An 18,563-nucleotide genomic window follows, 5' to 3' on the forward strand; every position below is an offset into this window, starting at 1 on the left:
GAGGCCGACATCCTCATCCACGACGCCCACTCCGCGTCCCCCACCACCGCCTTCGCCCTCTCCCGCCTCGCCGACCCGGACACCCTCCACCACACGCCGATCGGGGTGTTCCGGTCGGTGGACCGGCCGGTCTATGACACGCAGATGGCTGACCAGCTGGACGCGGCGATCGAGCAGAACGGCAAGGGGGACCTGGCGGCGCTGTTGGCGGGCGGGGACACCTGGACTGTCGTCGGCTGAGCGTTTCGTGGCGCAGGGGGCCTGGATGTCGTACGGCGTCCAGGCCCTGTGTGTGTCAGGCGTCGGGGATGTCGCGCTTGGCGCGGATGAGGGTCTCGCGGCTGATGACGACGATGCGTTCGTGGTCGGCCCGGGCGGCGTCCGGCGGGAGGTGGGGGTCCAGGGCGGCGGTGGCTTCGGTGCCTATGACGGCGAAGTTGCCGTCATCCAGTTCGAAGACGTCCGGGCAGGTTTCGGACGTAGCCGAACCCCGTTGCCTGGGGGGATCTCCGAGACGCCTCTTAATCCCGCTCACGACCCCTGGATCCACCACCCACCACTCCTCAAGGTCTTCGAGACGCTCGTCCATGATCGCGTCGACGGCCCTGCCGACCCGGGCCTCGAAGGACTCCGGAGGCAGCGCACCGCGCGCCTCGGCCGTCCGTGCCCAGTACTCCGCAAAGACCGGACTGCCACGCAACGCCTTCAAGTGCCCAAGGAGTTCGGCTCGGTCCAAGGATCCGACCCGGTGGGCCAGGAGAATGAGTCCGTACTGCGCGTTGGCGTTGATCATCTGACGGCGCTGCTCGTCCGACAGGCCGGGTAAAGCGCTGAGAGACTCGGCCAGCGCCGGATCGTCGATCGCCCGGTCCAGTCGCGCCAGGGCGAACCCCTGCAACTGGACCAGGTTCGCCCGGTGCAGTTCCATGGCGATCCGCTCGTACCCGTCTGCCATACGGCCGAGTTGCCGAGCGGTCTCCCGCAACAGCTCCTGCAGTGGCTCTTCCTGGTTCGACACGGCCATGCCCCCACCCCCGGTCCACCGAGCGCCAACGCGTCCTGCCCCCAGCGTGCAAGCCGGAGCGTAAAGCGGGAAGAGGGCGCATCGGTGGACATGCACGCCCGGACCTGTCGGCCTCAGGCGTCGGGGATGTCGCGCTTGGCTCGCAGCAGCGTGTCGCGGGTGATGACGACGATGCGCTCGTACTCAGCCCGGGCCGCGTCACTGGGAAGCAGCGCGTCCAGTTCGTCGGTGCGGTCCGTTCCAATGACGGCGAAACTGCCATCGCTCAGTTCGAACAGGTCGGGACACGTCTCGTACGAAATACTTCCTCGCTCGCGCGGCGCGTCACCGATGCGTCGGAGGATACGGACGGCGTGAGGTTCGTTGTGCATGCGGAGAGCCTCTTCGGGGAGTTGGGGCCGTAGTCGTCGGGCACAACCGGCACCAGTTCTCCAAGTCCCGTCATGCTAAACGGAGTTAAACCTTGGGAGTGAAGGGTTCTGTCACGTCGAGTGAAAGCAGTTCCTCACGGTACGCCACGACCCACCATTCCTCAGGCTCCTCACGAAGCCCTTGCACCACCACGTCCACTGCCTTCCCGACCCGCGCCTCCAGCGATTCGGGGGGCAGGCTCCTGCGATGGTCTCGGGTCAGCTCCCAATAGCGGTCGAAGACCGGGTTCCGGCGCAACACCCGCAAGTGCCCCATCAATTCGTTCCATGTCGTGGCCTCTACACGATGCTGGAGCACGGCACTGTGGTAGTGCGCGTTGACATGGATCATCTGACGGCGCTCGCGCTCGCTGAGACCCGACAGGGTACTGACGGCCTCCGCCAGCAGTTGCCGGAGCAGCTGCTCCGCCAGCTCCTCCGACCTTCCGCCCGCTGCTGAATCGTTCCCTCGCACATCCGGATTCTCTGTGGCCAAGGCGAACCCCCGAGTGAAGCGTCCGGGCGTCGGTCGGCGGTTTGCCTGGGTCGACGCGCGGTTGGGCACAACGCACCGCCCCCAGCATGCCGGGCGGTTCAAGTCGGCGCGGGAGGCGGAAGGGGGGCGCACGGATGGACGCGTCGCTCGGGTCAACCGACGCCCTGACATGTATGTGCCCAGCAAGTCCGGCCCGCATACGTTCAGTTGCCCTCTGGCGATGACGTCATCCCTGCTCAGAGCCCGCTTTCCGCGTGTCGTACACCTCCCGCGCCTCCTGCACCGCCCCCATCCGCTCCTGCGTCCACATCGCGAGCCCCCGCACCTGTTCCGCCGCCTCGCGGCCCAGGTCGGTGAGGGAGTAGTCGACGCGCGGGGGGATCACCGGCTTGGCGTCGCGGTGGATCAGGCCGTCCCGCTCCAGGGTCTGGAGGGTCTGGGCGAGCATCTTCTCGCTGACGCCCCGCCCGGACCCGACCCCGCCGGCCCCGGCAGCCTCGCCTGTCCCGCTCATCGCCCCGACCGCGCGGCGGAGTTCGCTGAAGCGGTACGGGCGGTCGAGGAGGGCTATCAGGACCAGGACGCCCCAACGGCTCGTGAGGTGCTCCAGGACCAGGCGGTAGGGGCACATCGCCTCGGGATCGGCCGGAATCTTATTACTTACTCCCATGCCAGTACCTTACTTCAAAGTGGGTACTTTCGATCAGTTAGCGCCTGCCCTAGGGTTAGTGCATCCGCACCCCACAAGGAGATCGCACATCATGAGCATCGTCGTCACCGGAGCCACCGGACACCTGGGCCGCCACGTCGTCGAGCAGCTGCTGGAGAAGGTGCCGGCCGAGCAGGTCACCGCCGTGGTCCGCAGTGCGGAGAAAGGTGCCGATCTCGCGGCCAAGGGTGTGAAGCTCGCGATCGCCGACTACAACACCCCCGAGAGCTTCGACAGCGTCTTCGCCGCCGGCGACAAGGTGCTGCTGATCTCCGGCAACGAGTTCGACAAGGGCCGCGTGGGCCAGCACAAGGTCGTCATCGAGGCCGCGAAGGCCGCCGGTGTCGCCCTGCTCGCCTACACCAGCGCCCCGGGCACCCTGAAGGCCGCGCTCGCCGACGACCACCGCGGCACCGAGGAGGCGCTGCTCGCCTCCGGTCTGCCGTACGCCCTGCTGCGCAACGGCTGGTACCACGAGAACTACACCGAGAACCTCGCCCCCGTCCTCCAGTACGGCGCCGTCACCCAGGCCGCCGGTGAGGGCCGCGTCTCCTCCGCCTCGCGCGCCGACTACGCGGCCGCCGCCGTCGCCGTACTGACCGGTGAGGGGCACGAGAACCAGACGTACGAGCTCGGCGGCGACGAGGCGTGGAGCTTCGCGGAGTACGCGGCGCAGCTCAGCGATCAGACCGGCAAGGAGATCGTCTACAACTCGGTCTCGGCCGAGGAGTACACCGGCATCCTGACCGGCGCCGGGCTGCCCGCGCCGCTCGCCGCGGTCTTCGCGGGGGTGGACGATTCCATCGAGAAGGGCGAGCTGGTCGTCTCCTCCGGCGACCTCTCCCGGCTGGCCGGCCGTCCGACGACCCCGCTGTCCGAGGCGATCACGGCCGCGCTCAAGGGCTGACACTCCCCCAGAGCAGCCTTTGGGCGCCCCGCCCCCGGCTGTCATGACCGTATGGCGATACGGGCATGACAGCCGGGGGCGCTCGGCGTTACCTTCGTGCGGGCGACATGACGTACGAAGGAGGGCCCGTGAGCGGGAAGCCGAAGGGTGAGCGGCACATAGGACTGCTGAACGGCTTCGCCGCGTACGGGATGTGGGGGCTGTTCCCGCTCTACTTCCCCCTGCTGAAGCCCGCCGGAGCCTCCGAGGTGCTCGCCCACCGGATGGTGTGGTCGTTCGTCGCGGTCGCCCTGGCCCTGGTCGTGCTACGGCGGTGGCGGTGGGCCGGGGAGCTGCTGCGGCAGCCGCGCCGGCTCGCGCTCATCGCCGCCGCCGCGGGCTTCATCGCGGTCAACTGGGGCGTCTACATCTGGGCCGTGAACAACGGCCGGGTCGTCGAGGCCTCGCTCGGCTACTTCATCAACCCGCTGGTCACCATCGCGATGGGCGTCCTGCTGCTCAAGGAGCGGCTGCGGCCCGTGCAGTGGGCGGCGGTGGGGGTCGGCGCGGCCGCCGCCGTCGTCGTCCTGACCGTCGGCTACGGCCGTCCGCCGTGGATCTCGCTCTGTCTCGCCTTCTCCTTCGCCACGTACGGCCTGGTCAAGAAGAAGGTCAACCTCGGCGGCCTGGAGTCGCTGGCCGCCGAGACCACCATGCAGTTCCTGCCCGCGCTGGGCTATCTGGTGTGGCTGGGCACGCACGGCGGCGCCACCTTCACCACCGAGGGCGCCGGACACACCGCCCTCCTCGCCGGGACCGGCCTGGTCACCGCGCTCCCCCTCGTCTGCTTCGGGGCGGCGGCCATCCGCGTGCCGCTCTCCACCCTCGGGCTGCTCCAGTACCTCGCGCCGGTCTTCCAGTTCCTGCTCGGCATCCTCTACTTCCACGAGGCCATGCCGCCCGAGCGCTGGGCCGGATTCGCGCTGGTCTGGCTGGCGCTGTCGCTGCTCACCTGGGACGCCCTGCGGGCCGCGCGCAGGTTCAGGACCGAGATCAGCAGGCCCGCCGTCACCATCACGACCGGCACCACCAGCGCCGCGCGGAACGCGGACAGCGTCGCCGCGGGTCCGGACCCGGTCGAGGCCAAGCCGTAGACGGCCGTCACCGCCGAGATCCCGACCGCCGAGCCGAACTGCGTCGACGTGGTCAGCAGCCCGCTCGCCAGCCCCTGCTCGGCGTCGCGCACCCCGTCCGTCGCCGTGATCGTCAGCGGCCCGTACGCCAGCGCGAAGGCGGCGCCCGCGACGAACAGCGTCGGCAGCATCACGAGATACGGCCAGTCCATGCCGACCGGCACGAACAGCCCGTACGCCATCACCGCCAGCACGAAGCCGCCGACGATCACGCGCGCGTGCCCGAAGCGGGCGACCAGGCGGGGAGTGACGGTGGGCGCGAGTACGGCATCGCATCCCATGATCACCAGCGCGATCGCCGTCCGGAACGCCGACCAGCCCCGCAGCTCCTGCAAATACAGCGTCACGACGAACTGGAAGCCGAAGAAGGCCCCCACGAAGAGCAGCATCCCGATATTGGCGCGGACCACCGGGCCCTCACGCAGGATGCCCAGCCGGACCAACGGGTTCGCGCAGCGCCGCTCCACGGCCACGAAGAGCGCGGCGAACAGAAGCGCCCCGAGGGTCGACGCCGCCGTCAGCGGCCAGCCGTGCAGGCCGTGTTCCAGTCGTACGACGGTGTAGGCGGCCAGCAGCATGGCGGCGGCGATGGTGAGGGTGCCGGGGAGGTCGAAGCCGCGAAGTCCGCCGGTCGGCGAGGCCTCGAGGCTCGGGGGCTCTTGTCGTGGGATCAGGCGGACGGCCGCCAGGAGGAGCGCCGCCGCCATCAGTACCGGGGCGAAGAACACCCAGCGCCAGTCGAGCGAGGTGAGCAGGCCGCCGATGACCAGGCCCAGCGAGAAGCCGCCGGCGCCGGTGCCGGCGTAGATCAGGAGGGCCTTGTCTCGCTGTGGGCCCGCCGCGTACGAGGTCGTGATCAGGGAGAGCGCGGCCGGGGTCATGAACGCGGAGGCCGTGCCGGTGACGAAGCGGGCGACGATCAGCATCCAGCCGTCGGTCGCGAGGCCGCCGAGGCCGGAGAAGGCGAGGAAGACCGTCAGCCAGAGGAGGAACATCCGGCGGCGCCCGAGAAGGTCGGCCGCGCGGCCGCCGAGCAGGGTGAAGCCTGCGTAACCGAGGACGTACGAGCTCATGACCCAGGCCGCGGTGTCCGTCGCGAGGCCCAGGTCGGATCTGATCGAGGGGATGGCGATCGCCATCATGGCGATGTCGGCGCCCTCCAGGAAGATCGTTCCGCAGAGGACGAACAGCAGCGCCCACGCGCGCGTGCCCATGGCAACACTCCATGCGTCAGGGGACGGTTACGTGATTGAGGGTCAGTTCCCTCTTGTAACCACCCCCAGCCTCCGGCAGCATCGACGGACATGGAAGAAGGCACTTCGAAGTCACCGAGTAACTGCGAGAGCACCGTGGACTACGGCGATGCCGATCCCTTCCAATGGGACACCCGCGAGGACTGTCAGGTAAGGCAGATCCTCGACCGGATCGCCGACAAATGGTCCCTTCTTGTCATCGCCCTCCTGGAGAACCGGCGGCTCCGCTTCACCGAACTGCGCCGGGAGATCGACGGCGTCAGCCAGCGCATGCTGACGGTCACCCTGCGGCAGCTGGAGCGTGACGGGCTGGTGAAACGGACCGTGCATCCGGTGGTGCCGCCACGCGTGGAGTACGAACTGACGCCGCTGGGCGGGACGTTGCACGCGACGATCCGGTCGCTGGTGACATGGACGGAGACGCATCAGGGGGAGATCGCGGCGGCTCGGGAGGCTTACGACCGGCGGGAGCAGTCCGCGTAGGGGGCCGGCGGACGCCCGCTTGAGGGGCATTGTCAGTGGGCGGCGCTATAAGTGAGTGCATGACTCCCGTGCACTGGAAGCTCGTCATCGACGCCGGCAATCCCCAGTCCCAGGCCGACTTCTGGGCCGCCGCGCTGCGGTACGAGGTGGAGGACAACGACGCGTTGATCCAACGCCTGCTGGAGCTCGGCGCCCTGCCCCGCGAAGCCACCGTCGAGTTCCACGCCCGGCTCGCCTTCCGGGACCTGGTCGCCGTACGGCATCCGGACGATCCGTACGACGAGGACAGCGGGACGGGGCTCGGGCGGCGGCTGCTGTTCCAGCGGGTGCCGGAGGAGAAGAAGGTCAAGAACCGCCTCCATCTCGATCTGCACCCGGGCGACGGGGAACGGGACTCCGAGGTCGAGCGGCTGACGGGGCTGGGGGCGAGTGTGCTGCGGGAGGTGAAGGAGCCGTCGGGGCAGTGGGTCGTGATGGCGGATCCGGAGGGGAATGAGTTCTGCGTGCACTAGAAAGTGCGTGCACTAGAGAGTGCGTGCACTAGAGAGGGGGACGGGCGATACGGGCCGCCCCGCCGGGGTCCGGAATCCGAACTCCGTGTCCTGATACCGCTCTTGACGGAGAGTTAGCCACACCTTCACCATCCAGGCACCCCATTCACTGTGGAATCCCTGTGGATTCCCGAGGAATTCGGAGCCCCCCACCATGAAGCTCTCCGTTTCCGGGCGTGCGTCGACGGCGGGTCTCGTCGTGGCCGTGATGCTGCTGACCGGCGGATCCATAGCCGGCGCGGCGCCCGCTCCCGCGCCCGAGGTGACCGTCGCCGTCGCGCCCGACATACCCCTGGCCAACGTCAAGGCCCACCTCACCCAGCTCCAGTCCATCGCCACCGCCAACGGCGGCAACCGGGCGCACGGCCGTGCCGGGTACCGGGCCTCGCTCGACTATGTGAAGGCCAAGCTGGACGCGGCCGGTTACACCACGGCCATCCAGCAGTTCACGTCGTCCAGCCGTACCGGCTACAACCTGATCGCCGACTGGCCGGGCGGCGACACCAACAAGGTCGTCATGGCCGGCTCGCACCTGGACAGCGTCTCGGCCGGGGCCGGCATCAACGACAACGGCTCCGGCTCGGCGGCCGTCCTGGAGACGGCGCTGGCCGTGTCGAGAGCCGGGTACCAGCCCACCAAGCATCTGCGGTTCGCCTGGTGGGGAGCGGAGGAGCTGGGGCTGGTCGGCTCCCGCTACTACGTCAACAACCTGTCCTCGACCAACCGCGCGAAGATCAGCGGCTATCTGAACTTCGACATGATCGGCTCACCCAACCCCGGGTACTTCGTCTACGACGACGATCCCGCGATCGAGAAGACCTTCAAGGACTACTTCGCCGGCCTCGGCATCGCGACGGAGATCGAGACCGAGGGCGACGGCCGGTCGGACCACGCGCCGTTCAAGAACGTGGGTGTGCCGGTCGGCGGGCTGTTCAGCGGGGCCGACTACGTCAAGACGGCGGCGCAGGCGGCGAAGTGGGGCGGGACGTCCGGGCAGGCGTTCGACCGGTGCTACCACTCGTCCTGCGACTCGACGTCGAACATCAACGACACGGCGCTGGACCGCAACAGTGACGCGGTGGCGTACGCGGTGTGGCAGTTGTCGGCCTCGTAGGAACTCGTAGGAGGGGCCCCTCGTAGGGGCTCGTCGTAGGGGCTAGTCGTAGAGGTTCCTTGTGGGGGGACGGTCCTAGGAGTTGAGCTTTCGGGCTCGTTCGGCGAGACGGACCATGCGTGTGCGGGCCGATTCGAGTTGCTCGATGTCCTCGGCCGCGGGGCCGTCCTCCCTCGTCAGCTCGGTCCACAGGCCGATGAGATCAACGCCCATGCGCAGGCCCTGCTCCGGGTCGCGTACGGCACGCCAGGCGGTCGCCGCGCTCTGGACGTTGCCGTACGCGGCCTCCCCGTCCCTTGCCTGGCGGCGGGTGCGGGCCAGGTCCAGGGAGATGCCGAAGGCGCGGACCGGGTCTCCGGCCAAGTAGGCGATGTAGGCGGTGAGTTCGAGCAGCCTCAGCACCTCGGGGTGCTCGGCGCCGAGCGTGCGGGACGCCTCCACGACCGTCTGCTCCGCGAGCCGCGCGGCGTCCTCTATCCGGCCCGCCTTCACGGACTCGTTGATCCGCGCCATCGGGCCGACGAGAAACACCGTGCCACCACCGTCGTACGCCGTCGCCGGATCGTCCCCGAGCACGGCCTCGGCGACGGCGTCGAAGCCGCGGGGCGGGGTGGGCTTGGGGTCGGGGTCGTCGAGGCGGCCGGCGGCGAGGTCCAGGAAGGGCTTGGGTGCGGGGGCGGGCGCGGGCGCGGGCGCAGGGGACGGTGTGGGCTGTGGGTTGGTTCCCGGGCTGGCGTCCGCTACGGCGGGCGCGTCCGCCGCCGAGGCGTCGGCCGGGGATGCGTCGGCGGGAGGTGCCTCGGCCCGGTGTGCGTCCGTCACCGGTGCGTCCATCACCGGCGGTGGTCCGAACTGGCCTGTCGGGGGCGCGACCGTGCCGGGCACCGCGTCCGCCACCCACTCCGGTACGGCCCGCAGTCGGAACGTCGGCACCGCGTCCCGGGGTTCCTGAGCGTCCGGCCCCGGGACGGCGCGGAACGGGAAGGTGGGGGGCTCGGAGGTCTGGCGGAGGAGGTGGGTGGGCTTGTCGCGGTGGGGCTGCTCGGTCGGGGCGGGCGGCGACGCGGCTTCGGGCGCGGGGACCCCTGTCGGCTCGACGGCTCCCGATGCGGATGCCGGTGCGGGTGCCGGTGCCGGTGCGGGTGCCGGTGCCGGTGCCGGTCGCGCGGACTGTGCCGACTCCCCCTGCCGCGCCTCGGAAACCTCCCCGCCCGGCGCCATCTCAGCCGTCCCCGCCCCCGGCACAGCCGTCAGTACCGGCTCCGCCGTGAAGCGGCTCGCGCCGTCCGTGTCGATGTGGAGGGCGACGACATAGCCGATGCGGTCGTCGCGGACCGTGGCGTGGACGGGGTGGCCGGTAGCGAGGGCGATGCGGTGGAGGTGGTTGAGGACGGTGTGCTGGAGTTCCTCGCCGGGCACGGGCGGCACCGGTACGCCGCCCACCGACGCGCCGGACGGGCCGACGAGGACGTCGATCGGGGGCGCCGCGAGCACCGGGGCACCAGCTCCCTCGGCGCCCTTCTGTTCCCGCTTCTCACGGCTGAGTCGCGACATCGTTCCCTCACTCGGATCCGTCGGGGAGTGGGTGGACGGTGTGTTCGTGTTCCATGGTGCCCCCATCGGCCGCCCACCTCCCGCTCCCCCGGCATCAAGAGCCGGTCGTACACGTACTGTTGAGTAGTCTCTCCGCTCGCTCACGGTTCTCACGTCACCGTGGCGTCACAGGCTCGTCCCAGGCCGACGCGGGGACGTCCCGGGGAAGGAGACTCTCACGTGCAGCAGGGACAGGGGCAGGCGCAGGTGCAGGTGCAGGGCCGCGACCAGGGGCAACGGCTCGGACCCGAGATCTGGGTGCGTGGTCCGGTGGCCCTGCCGGAAGGCCCGCCTCGGCCCGCCGCCCACACCTCCGCCCACGCCGCCACCCACACCCACGCCTCCACCCGCCGCTTCTCCTTCGTCGGCACCCACGGCGGCGCCGGTGTCTCCACGCTCTGCGCGGTCTACGGCGGTCACGACTGCGGGCGGGACTGGCTGGCCCCCGACGCTCCCCCGTCCGTGCTCCTCGTCGCCCGCACGCACGCCGCCGGGCTCGCGGCCGTCCTGCGCACGCTGGAGGCGTTCCGCCGGGGCGAGGTCCCGCACGGGCTGGATCTCGATGCCGTGGTGCTGGTCGCGGACGCCCCGGGACGGCTGCCGAAGCCGCTCGCCCAGCACATCAAGGTGATCGAGTCGGTGATCGACGTCTACCGGGTGCCGTGGGTGCCGGCCTGGCGCCTCGGTGACCTCGGCGGCCATCCCCCGCGCGAGGCCGAGCCGCTCGCCCGCCTGACCGGCCGATCACGCTGACGCCGCGAACGCCTGATCACCTCACCCTCCTGATCCCCCTCGACAGATACTTGCATGCGCATATACTTGGCTCGCCGTACATCCATCACCAGGGGGATCACATGACGCGCCGCTTTCTCTTCGTGCTCGGCAGCAGCCGCGAAGACGGCAACACCGAGCTGCTGGCACGCAGGGCGGCCGAGCAGCTGGCCGACGACGTCGAGCAGCGGTGGATCGACCTCAACGACCACCCGCTGCCCGACTTCCAGGACCTGCGGCACGACAGCGACCACGTCCGCCCGACCGACGGGAACATCGGGCTGCTCTTCGACGCCACGCTCGCGGCGACGGACATCGTGATCGTCTCGCCGCTGTACTGGTACTCGCTGTCCGCCCTGTCCAAGCGGTACCTCGACTACTGGTCCGGCTGGCTGCGCACCCCCGGCGCCGACTTCCGGGGCACCCTCGCCGGCCGCACGCTCTGGGGCGTCACCGCGCTCGCGCACGAGGAGTCCGAGGTCGCCGACCCGCTGATCGGCACCCTCCACCACTCGGCCGCGTACATGAAGATGCGGTTCGGCGGCGTCCTCCTCGGCAACGGCAGCAAGCCGGGTGACGTACTGGCCGACACGGAGGCGCTGGCCCGGGCGAAGACGTTCTTCGCGCAGGACGCGCCGCTCGCGCGATTCCCTTACGAGACCCAGTGAGCCCCTTTAGTACTCAATGAGGCCCGCTCAACAGGTCACGCCGTGATGTCCTTCGTCGTGAACCTCGCCCACGCCGCCGAGCCGAAGACCGCCGCGTAGAGGGCCTGGAGGCCCAGGTTCTTCTGGAGGTCGTCCCAGTACACCGGTTCGCGCATGAGGTCGGCGAAGGACAGCCAGTAGTGCGAGAAGAAGTACGGCTGGATCGCGTGCAGTTGGGGGATCTGGTCGAGGATCTGGACGGTGATGAGCAGGCCGACCGTGGTCGCCATCGCCGCGATGCCACTGCCGGTCAGCGTCGACACGAACAGGCCGAGCGCCGCGATGCCCGTCAGTGACGCGGCGACGACCAATGCGATGAGGAAGGCTCTGCCCAGCCCCTCCGCGAAGGTGATCCGCGTGCCGGAGATGGTCGTCAGGTCGCCGAGGGGGAAGAGCAGAGCCCCTACCGCCAGCGCCGAGACCGCGACCACCAAGGTGGCGAGCACGCAGAACGCCATCACCGTCGCGTACTTGGTGAGGAGGAGGCGGGTGCGGCCCGCCGGGGCGACCAGGAGGTAGCGGAGGGTGCCGGCGTTCGACTCGCCGGCTATCGCGTCGCCCGCGATCACGCCCACGGCCATCGGGAGGAAGAAGGGGAGGGTCGCGGCGAGGGCGGTGAACACGAGGAACAGGCCGTTGTTGGTGATCTGGGAGACGAACGCGGGGCCTCCTCCCCCGCCGCCGCCTCGGCCGACTCCGCCGCCGTCGCTCGTCTCGATCTTGACCGCGATGCCTACGAGGATCGGGACGGCCGCGAGGACTCCGAGCAGTGCCAGGGTGCGCCAGCGGCGGAAGGTGGTGAGTAGTTCGTTGCCGAAGAGGGTGCCTCGGAAGGTTGTGCGGCGGCGAACGGTTTGTTGTGGCTGATCGCGCAGTTCCCCGCGCCCCTGAGGTACGTCCACCTCAACCTGCGACATCGAAGCCCTCCCCCGTCAGCGCCACGAAAGCGTCCTCCAGTGACGCCCGTTCCACGCCGAAGCCCCGGACCCGCACTCCCGCCTTCACCAACGCCGCGTTCAGATCCGCCAGTTCGCTGTCCGGGGGCTCCGCGGTCACCCGGTCCTCGGCGATCACGACATCCGATGCCCCCTGCTCCTTCAACACCCGCGCCGCATCCCCCGTATCCGGCGTCGTCACCACCAGCCTCCCCCGTGACCCCGCCGCCAGATCCGCCACCGCCCCCTGTGTGATCAGCTTTCCCTGGGCCATCACAGCGGCGTGCGTGCAGACCTGTTCGATCTCGTCCAGGAGGTGGGAGGAGAGGAAGACGGTCGTGCCGTCGGAGGCCAACTCCCGTACCAGGGAGCGGATCTCGCGCATCCCCTGCGGATCGAGGCCGTTGGTCGGCTCGTCGAGGACCAGCAGCTCGCGGGGTTGCAGCAACGCGGCCGCCAGGCCCAGGCGCTGTTTCATGCCCAGGGAGTACGCCTTCGCCTTCTTGCCCGCGGCGGCCGCCAGGCCCACCCGGTCCAGTGCCGCCGCGACGCGGGTACGCCGGGTGCGGGGGTCGGAGGTCGGGTCGGCGGCGTCGTAGCGGAGGAGGTTGTCGCGGCCGGAGAGGAAGCCGTAGAGGGCGGGGCCCTCGATGAGGGCGCCCACGTGGGGCAGGACCGCGCGGGCGGAGCGGGGCATGGGACGGCCCAGGACTCTTGCCGTGCCGGCCGTGGGCTCGATGAGGCCCATCAGCATGCGGATGGTGGTGGTCTTGCCGGAGCCGTTCGGGCCGAGGAAGCCGAAGACGCTGCCCGCCGGGACGGTCAGATCGAGACCGTCGACGGCGAGCTGCCCGCCGCGGTAGCGCTTGGTGAGGGCGCGGGTGACGATCACGCTGTCACCCGCGTCGGCCGAGGTCGATTCCGGCTCCGCGGTGGACGGTTCCTCCATCGGCTCCCTCTCCTGGTCGTGCCCGTACGGGGCCTACTTGCCTTCGTTGGCCGCCTTCACCAGCGCGTCCTTGGTCACCGCACCCACGTACACCTTGCCGTCGTCCGTGATGAGCGCGTTGATCAGCCGCGTCTTGAAGACGGTGCCCTCGCCGAACTTGCCGCTCACCTTGTCGCCGAGGGAGTCGAGGAAGCCGCCGAAGTCGCCGCCGACCTCGGAGCCGGAGGGGATGCCCTGGCCGCCGGTGTCGAAGGTGGCGATGGAGTCCCAGCCCTCGCCGATGACGTTGAGCCCCTCGAAGCCGTCGGCGCCTTCGAGACCCTTGGCGAAGTCCTCGTCCGTCTTGCCGCCCCCGGGCAGCGCGTGCTCGAAGTCGCCGTCCTGTGCCTCGGACGCGTCCTCCTCGGTGACCTTGGCGCCCTTCGGGGGCGTGAAGTCGAAGGTGGAGGCGGCCGGCTTGGCGTAGCTGAGCTGGGTGAAGCCCGCGTCGATCACCGCGGCGCCGCCGCTCGACGGGGTCAGTGTGAACTTCAGCGGCAGGCCGGTCTTCGAGTCCACGGCCACGGTGATCTGGCCGACGGTGGACCCGGAGTCCTTGGGCTTGATGACGAGCCGGTAGGTGTCGCGGCCCGCGACATGCGCGGTGCCCTCGACGGTCACCGAGGTGGTGTCGTCGACCGCCTTCAGGGCCTCGTCCGTGAGGTCCTTGGGCGTGGCGTCCGGGGTCTCCTCGCCCTTCGCGCTGTCGCCGACGGTGGAGTGGAAGACCTCGTTGGAGGCGCTGTCGTAGCCCCACAGGTCCTTGCCGTTGTGGATGACGCTGTACTCGGCGGCGTCCTCCAGGAGCGAGAGCTTCTGCTTGTCGTCGCCGTCGGCCGCGACCCGCAGGGTGTGGGTGCCGGTGGCGAGTTCGGTGAGCTTCGAGGAGGGGTCGGCCGACGAGCCGTCACCCGAACCCGACCGCGAGCCGCCACCGCCGCCCGTCAGGCTGCTCCCCAGGCCGCCGAAGTCCGGCAGCCCCAGATCCGTGCTGATCTTCACGGTGCCGGACAGCTGCTGCACGTCCGACTGCGCGATCTTCTCGATGAGTTCCTGCGCGCTGATCTTCGGCAGGTCCGGGTCGCCGGAGTCCGCGAGCGCCGGGACGAGCCCGATGGTCGCCGCGGCCACCCCCACGACCGCGACCGGGACGACGTACCGCGCGGCCTTGCGCCGACCGGCGCGCAGGTCGTCGGCCTCCGTCGTCGTGCTGTCGTCGGATCCGTACGGTGCCATGTGTGCCCTACCTCCGTGATAGGCGGCGGCTTCCAACTGCTCGTACTCGTCCACCCCGTAGCCGCCATTCTCACCCGAATCGGTGAGGAGTGGTGTTTTCCGTGGTGTCCATCTGACCAAATCCGCCGACCCGGGGCGTCAGCCCACGGAGCCAACTCCGCGTACAACTGGGGTATGACACGACACGTCGGCGCCCCCTACGACCCGTAGGGGGCGCCGACGTTTCACGGGGTCAGCCGCGCAGGAACACGTAGTCCGCCTGGTAGGGCACCCCGACGATCGTGCCCGGCGTGCAGGAGCCGGTCGGGGCGACGCCGCCGACGGTGTTCAGGCGCAGGATCTCGCTGGTGTCGGCGAGCAGGCCATGGTGCTTGCCGGACTGCGTGGCCTTCAGGTCCAGCTCCGGGATGTTCCCGTCGCCGTTGGGGGTCTTGGAGATGAGGGACCCGGTGACCGCACTGCGATCCCGCGCGATCCACTGCGGCGTACCGGAGTTGGGCTGCACGAAGGAGTGCGCGATGCCGCCGCCGAGCACGGCGCTGACGTCCCGCTGGGCGAAGGCGTAACCGCCGCCCTCGGCCGGCTTGCACTCGTAGATCTGCTTGCCCTTGATGACGGACGCCTGGAAGTTGCGCAGCGCGTCACGGAAGTCGAAGCCGGCGACGGTCACCTTGTGGAGCTGGCCGCGGACGGCCCCGCCGGGGAACTCGGCGGTGTGCAGGTTGGCGTAGAACGAGCCGGGGTCGGACTTCAGGGCGTCGAGCAGCGCGCCGTCCTTCACCTTCACGGTGCCGGTGACGCTGTGGCCCTTCGCCTTCTCAAGGAGCTTGCCGAAGTCGACCTTGACGCCGCCGTTGGTGCCCTTGGCGCCCTGGTGGATGTGGAGCAGGGTGGGCTTGCCGGTGCCGCGCCAGGTCACGGCGACGGACACCTTGTCGCCCTTGACCTTGATGAACTCCAGCGCGGCGCCGTCCTTGTCGCCGACGGCCGGGCCGCCCTCGACGGGTACCTCGTTGGCGCCCCGGAGGCTGGTGGCGAGGATCGTGCCGCCGTTCCCCCCGAGGACACCGCTCTGGCTGACGATGCTCTCGCCGCCGGTGTGCCCCGCGTGGTCAGCGCGGTCACCTCCGGCGGCGAAGGCGGGTATCACCGCGGCGGCGACACCACCGGCGGCGGCCACCGCGACGGCGGTGACGATCAGGCTCTTACGGCGTGCGGAGTACGTCGCTTTGATGCCCATGATTCTTTTATCTCCCCGTATTGCGGCTGACGCCCCCTGCGTCAGCTTCTGGGCATGAATACGGAGGCGATCTCAGATTGGACTCAGTCCAACATTGTGACGTGCATCACATCGATCGGCCCAGGGGCGCGGGGAACTGCGCGACCAGCCACAACGCACCCGCAGACGGCAGCGCACCCAAGAGGCACTACCCGGCCCGGTGCACCACCGCATCGCACAGCTCCACCAGCGCCGCCTTCGAGTCGCACTCCGGCAGCGGAGCCAGCGCGGCCCGCGCCTCCTCCGCGAACCGCACGGTGTCCCGCCGGGCCTGCTCCAGCGCCGGGTGCACTCGCAGAGCGGCCAAAGCTTCCGCGTGCCGCACGTCATCGCTCAGGTCGGAGTCCAGCAGCTCGCACAGAGCCAGATCCTCCGCCAGCCCCAGCCGAGCGGCGCGTTCCCGCAGCCGCAGGACCGGCATGGTCGGGATGCCCTCGCGCAGGTCCGTGCCCGGCGTCTTGCCGGACTCATGGGAGTCGGAGGCGATGTCCAGCACGTCGTCCGCGAGCTGGAAGGCGACCCCCAGCCGCTCCCCGTACTGCGTCAGCACGTCCACGACCGTCTCGTCGGCACCCGACATCATCGCGCCGAACCGGCAGGAGACCGCGACCAGCGAACCCGTCTTGCCGCCGAGCACGTCCAAGTAGTGCTCGACCGGATCCCGACCGTCCACAGGCCCCGCGGTCTCCAGGATCTGCCCGGTCACCAACCGTTCGAACGCCTCGGCCTGGACGCGGACCGCCTCGGGCCCGAGGTCGGCCAGGATGTGGGACGCGCGGGCGAAGAGGAAGTCGCCAGTGAGGACCGCGACCGAGTTGCCCCAGCGGGTGTTGGCGCTCTCGACACCGCGTCGTACGGCGGCCTCGTCCATGACGTCGTCGTGGTACAGCGTCGCGAGGTGGGTCAGCTCGACGACGACCGCCGAGGGCACCACACCTGGCGCGTACGGGTCGCCGAACTGGGCGGTGAGCATCACGAGCAGCGGACGGAAGCGCTTCCCGCCCGCCCGGACGAGGTGCTGCGCGGCCTCCGTGATGAAGGGGACCTCGCTCTTGGTGGCTTCGAGCAAACCCTCCTCGACGGCCGCCAATCCGGCCTGGACATCGGCTTCCAGAGCCTGGTCCCGCACGCTCAGCCCGAACGGCCCGACGACGGTCACGAGGGGTCTCCTGTCTGCTGGTGTCTACTGGCGATTACACGGTTTGTCGATAGGTCGCTGCCATCACTCAAGTCAGCGTATCCGGTCACCTTTCGATCACCGCTGCCGCCCACCCTCCCCCAATCTCGACTTCGCTCGATCGGGAGGTGCCCCCATCAGCAGGGGCGGTATCGGATCACGACCGGTATGTTTTTGATCAACTGAAAAGAACGGATATCTATCGACTTACACGGAAGTAGTAGAGCGTGTCTCGAACAACCGTTGACGTAGAGCCCGGAAACCAGCCGCCTCCCGAGGACGACACCGCCTTCTTCGGCCAGCCGAAAGGCCTGCTCACCCTCTCCGGTCTGGAGGTCTGGGAGCGTTTCTCGTTCCTCGGCATGCAGGCCATCCTGGTCCTGTACTTCGCCGACTCGGTCGCCAACGAGGGCATGGGCATGTCGGCCGGAACGGCCGCGTCCGTCTCCGCCGCCTACGGCACCCTCGTCTACCTCGTCTCGGTCGCCGGCGGCTGGCTCGCCGACCGCATGCTCGGCTCGTACCGCGCGGTGCTGTGGGGCGGCATCCTGATCGCCTGCGGCCACTACTCGATGGCCGTCCCGACCGCGACCATGACCTGGGTGGGCCTCGGCCTCATCAGCGCCGGCACCGGGCTCCTCAAGCCCAACGTGGCCACCATGGTCGGCAAGCTCTACGCCACCGACGACGACCGCCGGGACGCCGGTTTCGCGCTCTACTACATGGCGATCAACATCGGCGCCTTCGCGGGCCCGCTGATCACCGGCTGGCTCGGCGACCACAAGGGCTGGCACTGGGGCTTCTCGGCCGCCGCGATCGGCATGACCTTCGGGCTGGTCCAGTACGTCATGGGCCGCCGTCACCTGGCCGGACGCAAGCACTCCGCCGAGTTCGCGCTCGCCCCGGACGCCATGCGCGGGGCGGTCAAGCTGATCATCGCGGGCACCGTCGCCGTCGCCGTGCTCGCCGGTCTCCTGGCCGCCGTCGGCTGGCTGACCATGGACCGCTTCGTCGACCTGCTCACCCTCATCTCGGTGATCGCGCCGGTCGTGTACTTCGTCGTCATGTTCCGCAGCCCGCGGGTCACCGCCGGGGAACGCGGCCGCCTCAGGCCGTACATCGTGCTCTTCCTGGCCTCGACCGTCTTCAACTTCATCCTCTTCCAGGCCTACTCCACGATGATGCTGCTGGCCTCCACGAACGCCGAGACGACCATCCTCGGCTTCGACTTCCCGGCCAGCTGGTACGCCTCCGCGCTCGGCGCCTTCGAGGTCGGTCTCGCGCCCTTCGTGGCCGCGCTGTGGGTCCGTATGGGCCACGGCCAGCCGCACGCCTCCAACAAGATCGCGATCGGGGTCGTGCTCGGCGGTCTGTCGTTCCTGCTGATGGTCCTGCCGACCAGCGGACACAGCGGCGACGACTACCTCATGTCGGCCTGGTGGATCGTCGGTTCCTACTTCCTGCTGGGCCTCGGCGACATCCTCCTGGAGACCTCCGGCATGTCCGCCACCACCAAGCTCGCCCCGGTGGCCTTCTCCAGCCAGACCATGTCCCTCTGGTTCCTGTCCCTCGCCCTCGCCAACGGCATCCAGGCCCAGACGGTGAAGCTCTACGACAACGTCTCGCACCCGGCGTACTTCGGCGTCAACGGCGCGATCGCGGTGGCCGCGGGCCTCGCCGTGATGGCCGCCGCACCGTGGCTGCGCCGCACGATGCACCCGGTCCACTGAAACCAACGCAGCCACTGGGGTCACGCTC

18 protein-coding genes and 3 pseudogenes are annotated in these 18,563 nt (G+C 69.7%); 9 read left to right on the forward strand and 12 right to left on the reverse strand.

Annotated elements, in window-relative coordinates:
* Nucleotides 1-240: pseudogene (locus tag ABZ928_RS43140) on the forward strand (2-oxoacid:ferredoxin oxidoreductase subunit beta); the annotation flags it as partial.
* Nucleotides 241-295: 55 nt separating this feature from the next.
* On the opposite strand, the gene ABZ928_RS43145 reads toward ABZ928_RS43140, so the two are convergent.
* The 5 genes and pseudogenes from ABZ928_RS43145 to ABZ928_RS43165 all read right to left on the reverse strand — a co-directional run bounded on the left by ABZ928_RS43145 (nucleotide 296) and on the right by ABZ928_RS43165 (nucleotide 2,600).
* Nucleotides 296-526, reverse strand: coding sequence for a hypothetical protein (locus ABZ928_RS43145; RefSeq protein ID WP_361532631.1), 231 nt, complete (start codon nucleotides 524-526; stop codon nucleotides 296-298).
* Nucleotides 527-589: 63 nt separating this feature from the next.
* A pseudogene (locus tag ABZ928_RS43150) lies at nucleotides 590-1,024 on the reverse strand (DUF6082 family protein); the annotation flags it as partial.
* A 113-nt stretch (nucleotides 1,025-1,137) separates the two neighbouring features.
* Nucleotides 1,138-1,395 (reverse strand): hypothetical protein, encoded by a 258-nt coding sequence (locus tag ABZ928_RS43155; RefSeq protein WP_361531947.1) that lies wholly within the window; start codon nucleotides 1,393-1,395, stop codon nucleotides 1,138-1,140.
* 85 nt (nucleotides 1,396-1,480) lie between these two features.
* On the reverse strand, nucleotides 1,481-1,909 hold the full coding sequence (locus ABZ928_RS43160; protein WP_361531950.1) for a DUF6082 family protein: 429 nt from the start codon (nucleotides 1,907-1,909) through the stop codon (nucleotides 1,481-1,483).
* Nucleotides 1,910-2,156: 247 nt separating this feature from the next.
* A complete protein-coding gene (locus ABZ928_RS43165) occupies nucleotides 2,157-2,600 on the reverse strand; it encodes a helix-turn-helix domain-containing protein (protein ID WP_361531953.1) in 444 nt (147 codons plus the stop codon).
* Nucleotides 2,601-2,691: 91 nt separating this feature from the next.
* Between ABZ928_RS43165 and ABZ928_RS43170 the strand changes: the two genes are divergently transcribed.
* Together ABZ928_RS43170 and rarD are read left to right on the forward strand one after the other, a co-directional pair.
* Nucleotides 2,692-3,546: an SDR family oxidoreductase gene (locus ABZ928_RS43170; RefSeq protein ID WP_361531956.1), complete on the forward strand. Its 855-nt coding sequence runs from the start codon at nucleotides 2,692-2,694 to the stop codon at nucleotides 3,544-3,546.
* A 107-nt stretch (nucleotides 3,547-3,653) separates the two neighbouring features.
* Nucleotides 3,654-4,679: an EamA family transporter RarD gene (rarD, locus tag ABZ928_RS43175; RefSeq protein WP_361531959.1), complete on the forward strand. Its 1,026-nt coding sequence runs from the start codon at nucleotides 3,654-3,656 to the stop codon at nucleotides 4,677-4,679.
* Here rarD and ABZ928_RS43180 read toward each other — a convergent pair.
* A pseudogene (locus ABZ928_RS43180) lies at nucleotides 4,574-5,932 on the reverse strand (MFS transporter); the annotation flags it as partial. The gene rarD and the pseudogene ABZ928_RS43180 overlap by 106 nt on opposite strands.
* 90 nt (nucleotides 5,933-6,022) lie before the next feature.
* Between ABZ928_RS43180 and ABZ928_RS43185 the strand changes: the two are divergent.
* The 3 genes from ABZ928_RS43185 (at nucleotide 6,023) to ABZ928_RS43195 (ending at nucleotide 8,119) form a co-directional block, all read left to right on the forward strand.
* On the forward strand, nucleotides 6,023-6,454 hold the full coding sequence (locus tag ABZ928_RS43185) for a helix-turn-helix domain-containing protein (protein ID WP_361531962.1): 432 nt from the start codon (nucleotides 6,023-6,025) through the stop codon (nucleotides 6,452-6,454).
* Nucleotides 6,455-6,513: 59 nt separating this feature from the next.
* Complete coding sequence (locus ABZ928_RS43190) at nucleotides 6,514-6,966, forward strand: VOC family protein (protein WP_361531965.1); 453 nt, start codon at nucleotides 6,514-6,516, stop codon at nucleotides 6,964-6,966.
* 193 nt (nucleotides 6,967-7,159) lie between these two features.
* Nucleotides 7,160-8,119 (forward strand): M28 family metallopeptidase, encoded by a 960-nt coding sequence (locus ABZ928_RS43195; protein WP_361531967.1) that lies wholly within the window; start codon nucleotides 7,160-7,162, stop codon nucleotides 8,117-8,119.
* Nucleotides 8,120-8,194: 75 nt separating this feature from the next.
* On the opposite strand, the gene ABZ928_RS43200 is transcribed toward ABZ928_RS43195, so the two are convergent.
* Nucleotides 8,195-9,673 carry a tetratricopeptide repeat protein gene (locus tag ABZ928_RS43200; RefSeq protein WP_361531969.1) on the reverse strand — a complete coding sequence of 493 codons (1,479 nt, stop codon included), beginning with the start codon at nucleotides 9,671-9,673 and terminating at the stop codon, nucleotides 8,195-8,197.
* A 252-nt stretch (nucleotides 9,674-9,925) separates the two neighbouring features.
* On the opposite strand from ABZ928_RS43200, the gene ABZ928_RS43205 reads away from it, so the two are divergent.
* On the forward strand, nucleotides 9,926-10,465 hold the full coding sequence (locus ABZ928_RS43205; RefSeq protein WP_361532634.1) for a DUF6668 family protein: 540 nt from the start codon (nucleotides 9,926-9,928) through the stop codon (nucleotides 10,463-10,465).
* Nucleotides 10,466-10,566: 101 nt separating this feature from the next.
* Entirely contained in the window at nucleotides 10,567-11,151 is a 585-nt protein-coding gene (locus tag ABZ928_RS43210; RefSeq protein ID WP_361531972.1) for an NAD(P)H-dependent oxidoreductase, read from the forward strand.
* Nucleotides 11,152-11,186: 35 nt separating this feature from the next.
* Here ABZ928_RS43210 and ABZ928_RS43215 read toward each other — a convergent pair whose 3' ends face one another.
* The 5 genes from ABZ928_RS43215 to ABZ928_RS43235 all read right to left on the reverse strand — a co-directional run bounded on the left by ABZ928_RS43215 (nucleotide 11,187) and on the right by ABZ928_RS43235 (nucleotide 16,787).
* Nucleotides 11,187-12,107 (reverse strand): ABC transporter permease, encoded by a 921-nt coding sequence (locus tag ABZ928_RS43215; protein ID WP_361531975.1) that lies wholly within the window; start codon nucleotides 12,105-12,107, stop codon nucleotides 11,187-11,189.
* Complete coding sequence (locus tag ABZ928_RS43220) at nucleotides 12,094-13,074, reverse strand: ABC transporter ATP-binding protein (protein WP_361531978.1); 981 nt, start codon at nucleotides 13,072-13,074, stop codon at nucleotides 12,094-12,096. Before ABZ928_RS43220 ends, ABZ928_RS43215 begins: the two co-directional genes overlap by 14 nt.
* 33 nt (nucleotides 13,075-13,107) lie before the next feature.
* Entirely contained in the window at nucleotides 13,108-14,349 is a 1,242-nt protein-coding gene (locus ABZ928_RS43225) for a sigma-E factor regulatory protein RseB domain-containing protein (protein WP_361531981.1), read from the reverse strand.
* A 232-nt stretch (nucleotides 14,350-14,581) separates the two neighbouring features.
* On the reverse strand, nucleotides 14,582-15,589 hold the full coding sequence (locus tag ABZ928_RS43230; protein WP_361531984.1) for a CHRD domain-containing protein: 1,008 nt from the start codon (nucleotides 15,587-15,589) through the stop codon (nucleotides 14,582-14,584).
* A 187-nt stretch (nucleotides 15,590-15,776) separates the two neighbouring features.
* Nucleotides 15,777-16,787, reverse strand: coding sequence for a polyprenyl synthetase family protein (locus ABZ928_RS43235; protein ID WP_361531987.1), 1,011 nt, complete (start codon nucleotides 16,785-16,787; stop codon nucleotides 15,777-15,779).
* Between the two features lie 245 nt (nucleotides 16,788-17,032).
* Here ABZ928_RS43235 and ABZ928_RS43240 point away from each other — a divergent pair, with 245 nt between their 5' ends.
* The gene (locus ABZ928_RS43240; RefSeq protein WP_361531990.1) at nucleotides 17,033-18,535 is read left to right on the forward strand and encodes a peptide MFS transporter; all 1,503 of its coding nucleotides are present in this window, start codon (nucleotides 17,033-17,035) and stop codon (nucleotides 18,533-18,535) included.
* Nucleotides 18,536-18,563 lie beyond the last annotated feature (28 nt).

This window comes from Streptomyces sp. NPDC046909, from assembly GCF_040644695.1.
Taxonomy (GTDB): domain Bacteria; phylum Actinomycetota; class Actinomycetes; order Streptomycetales; family Streptomycetaceae; genus Streptomyces.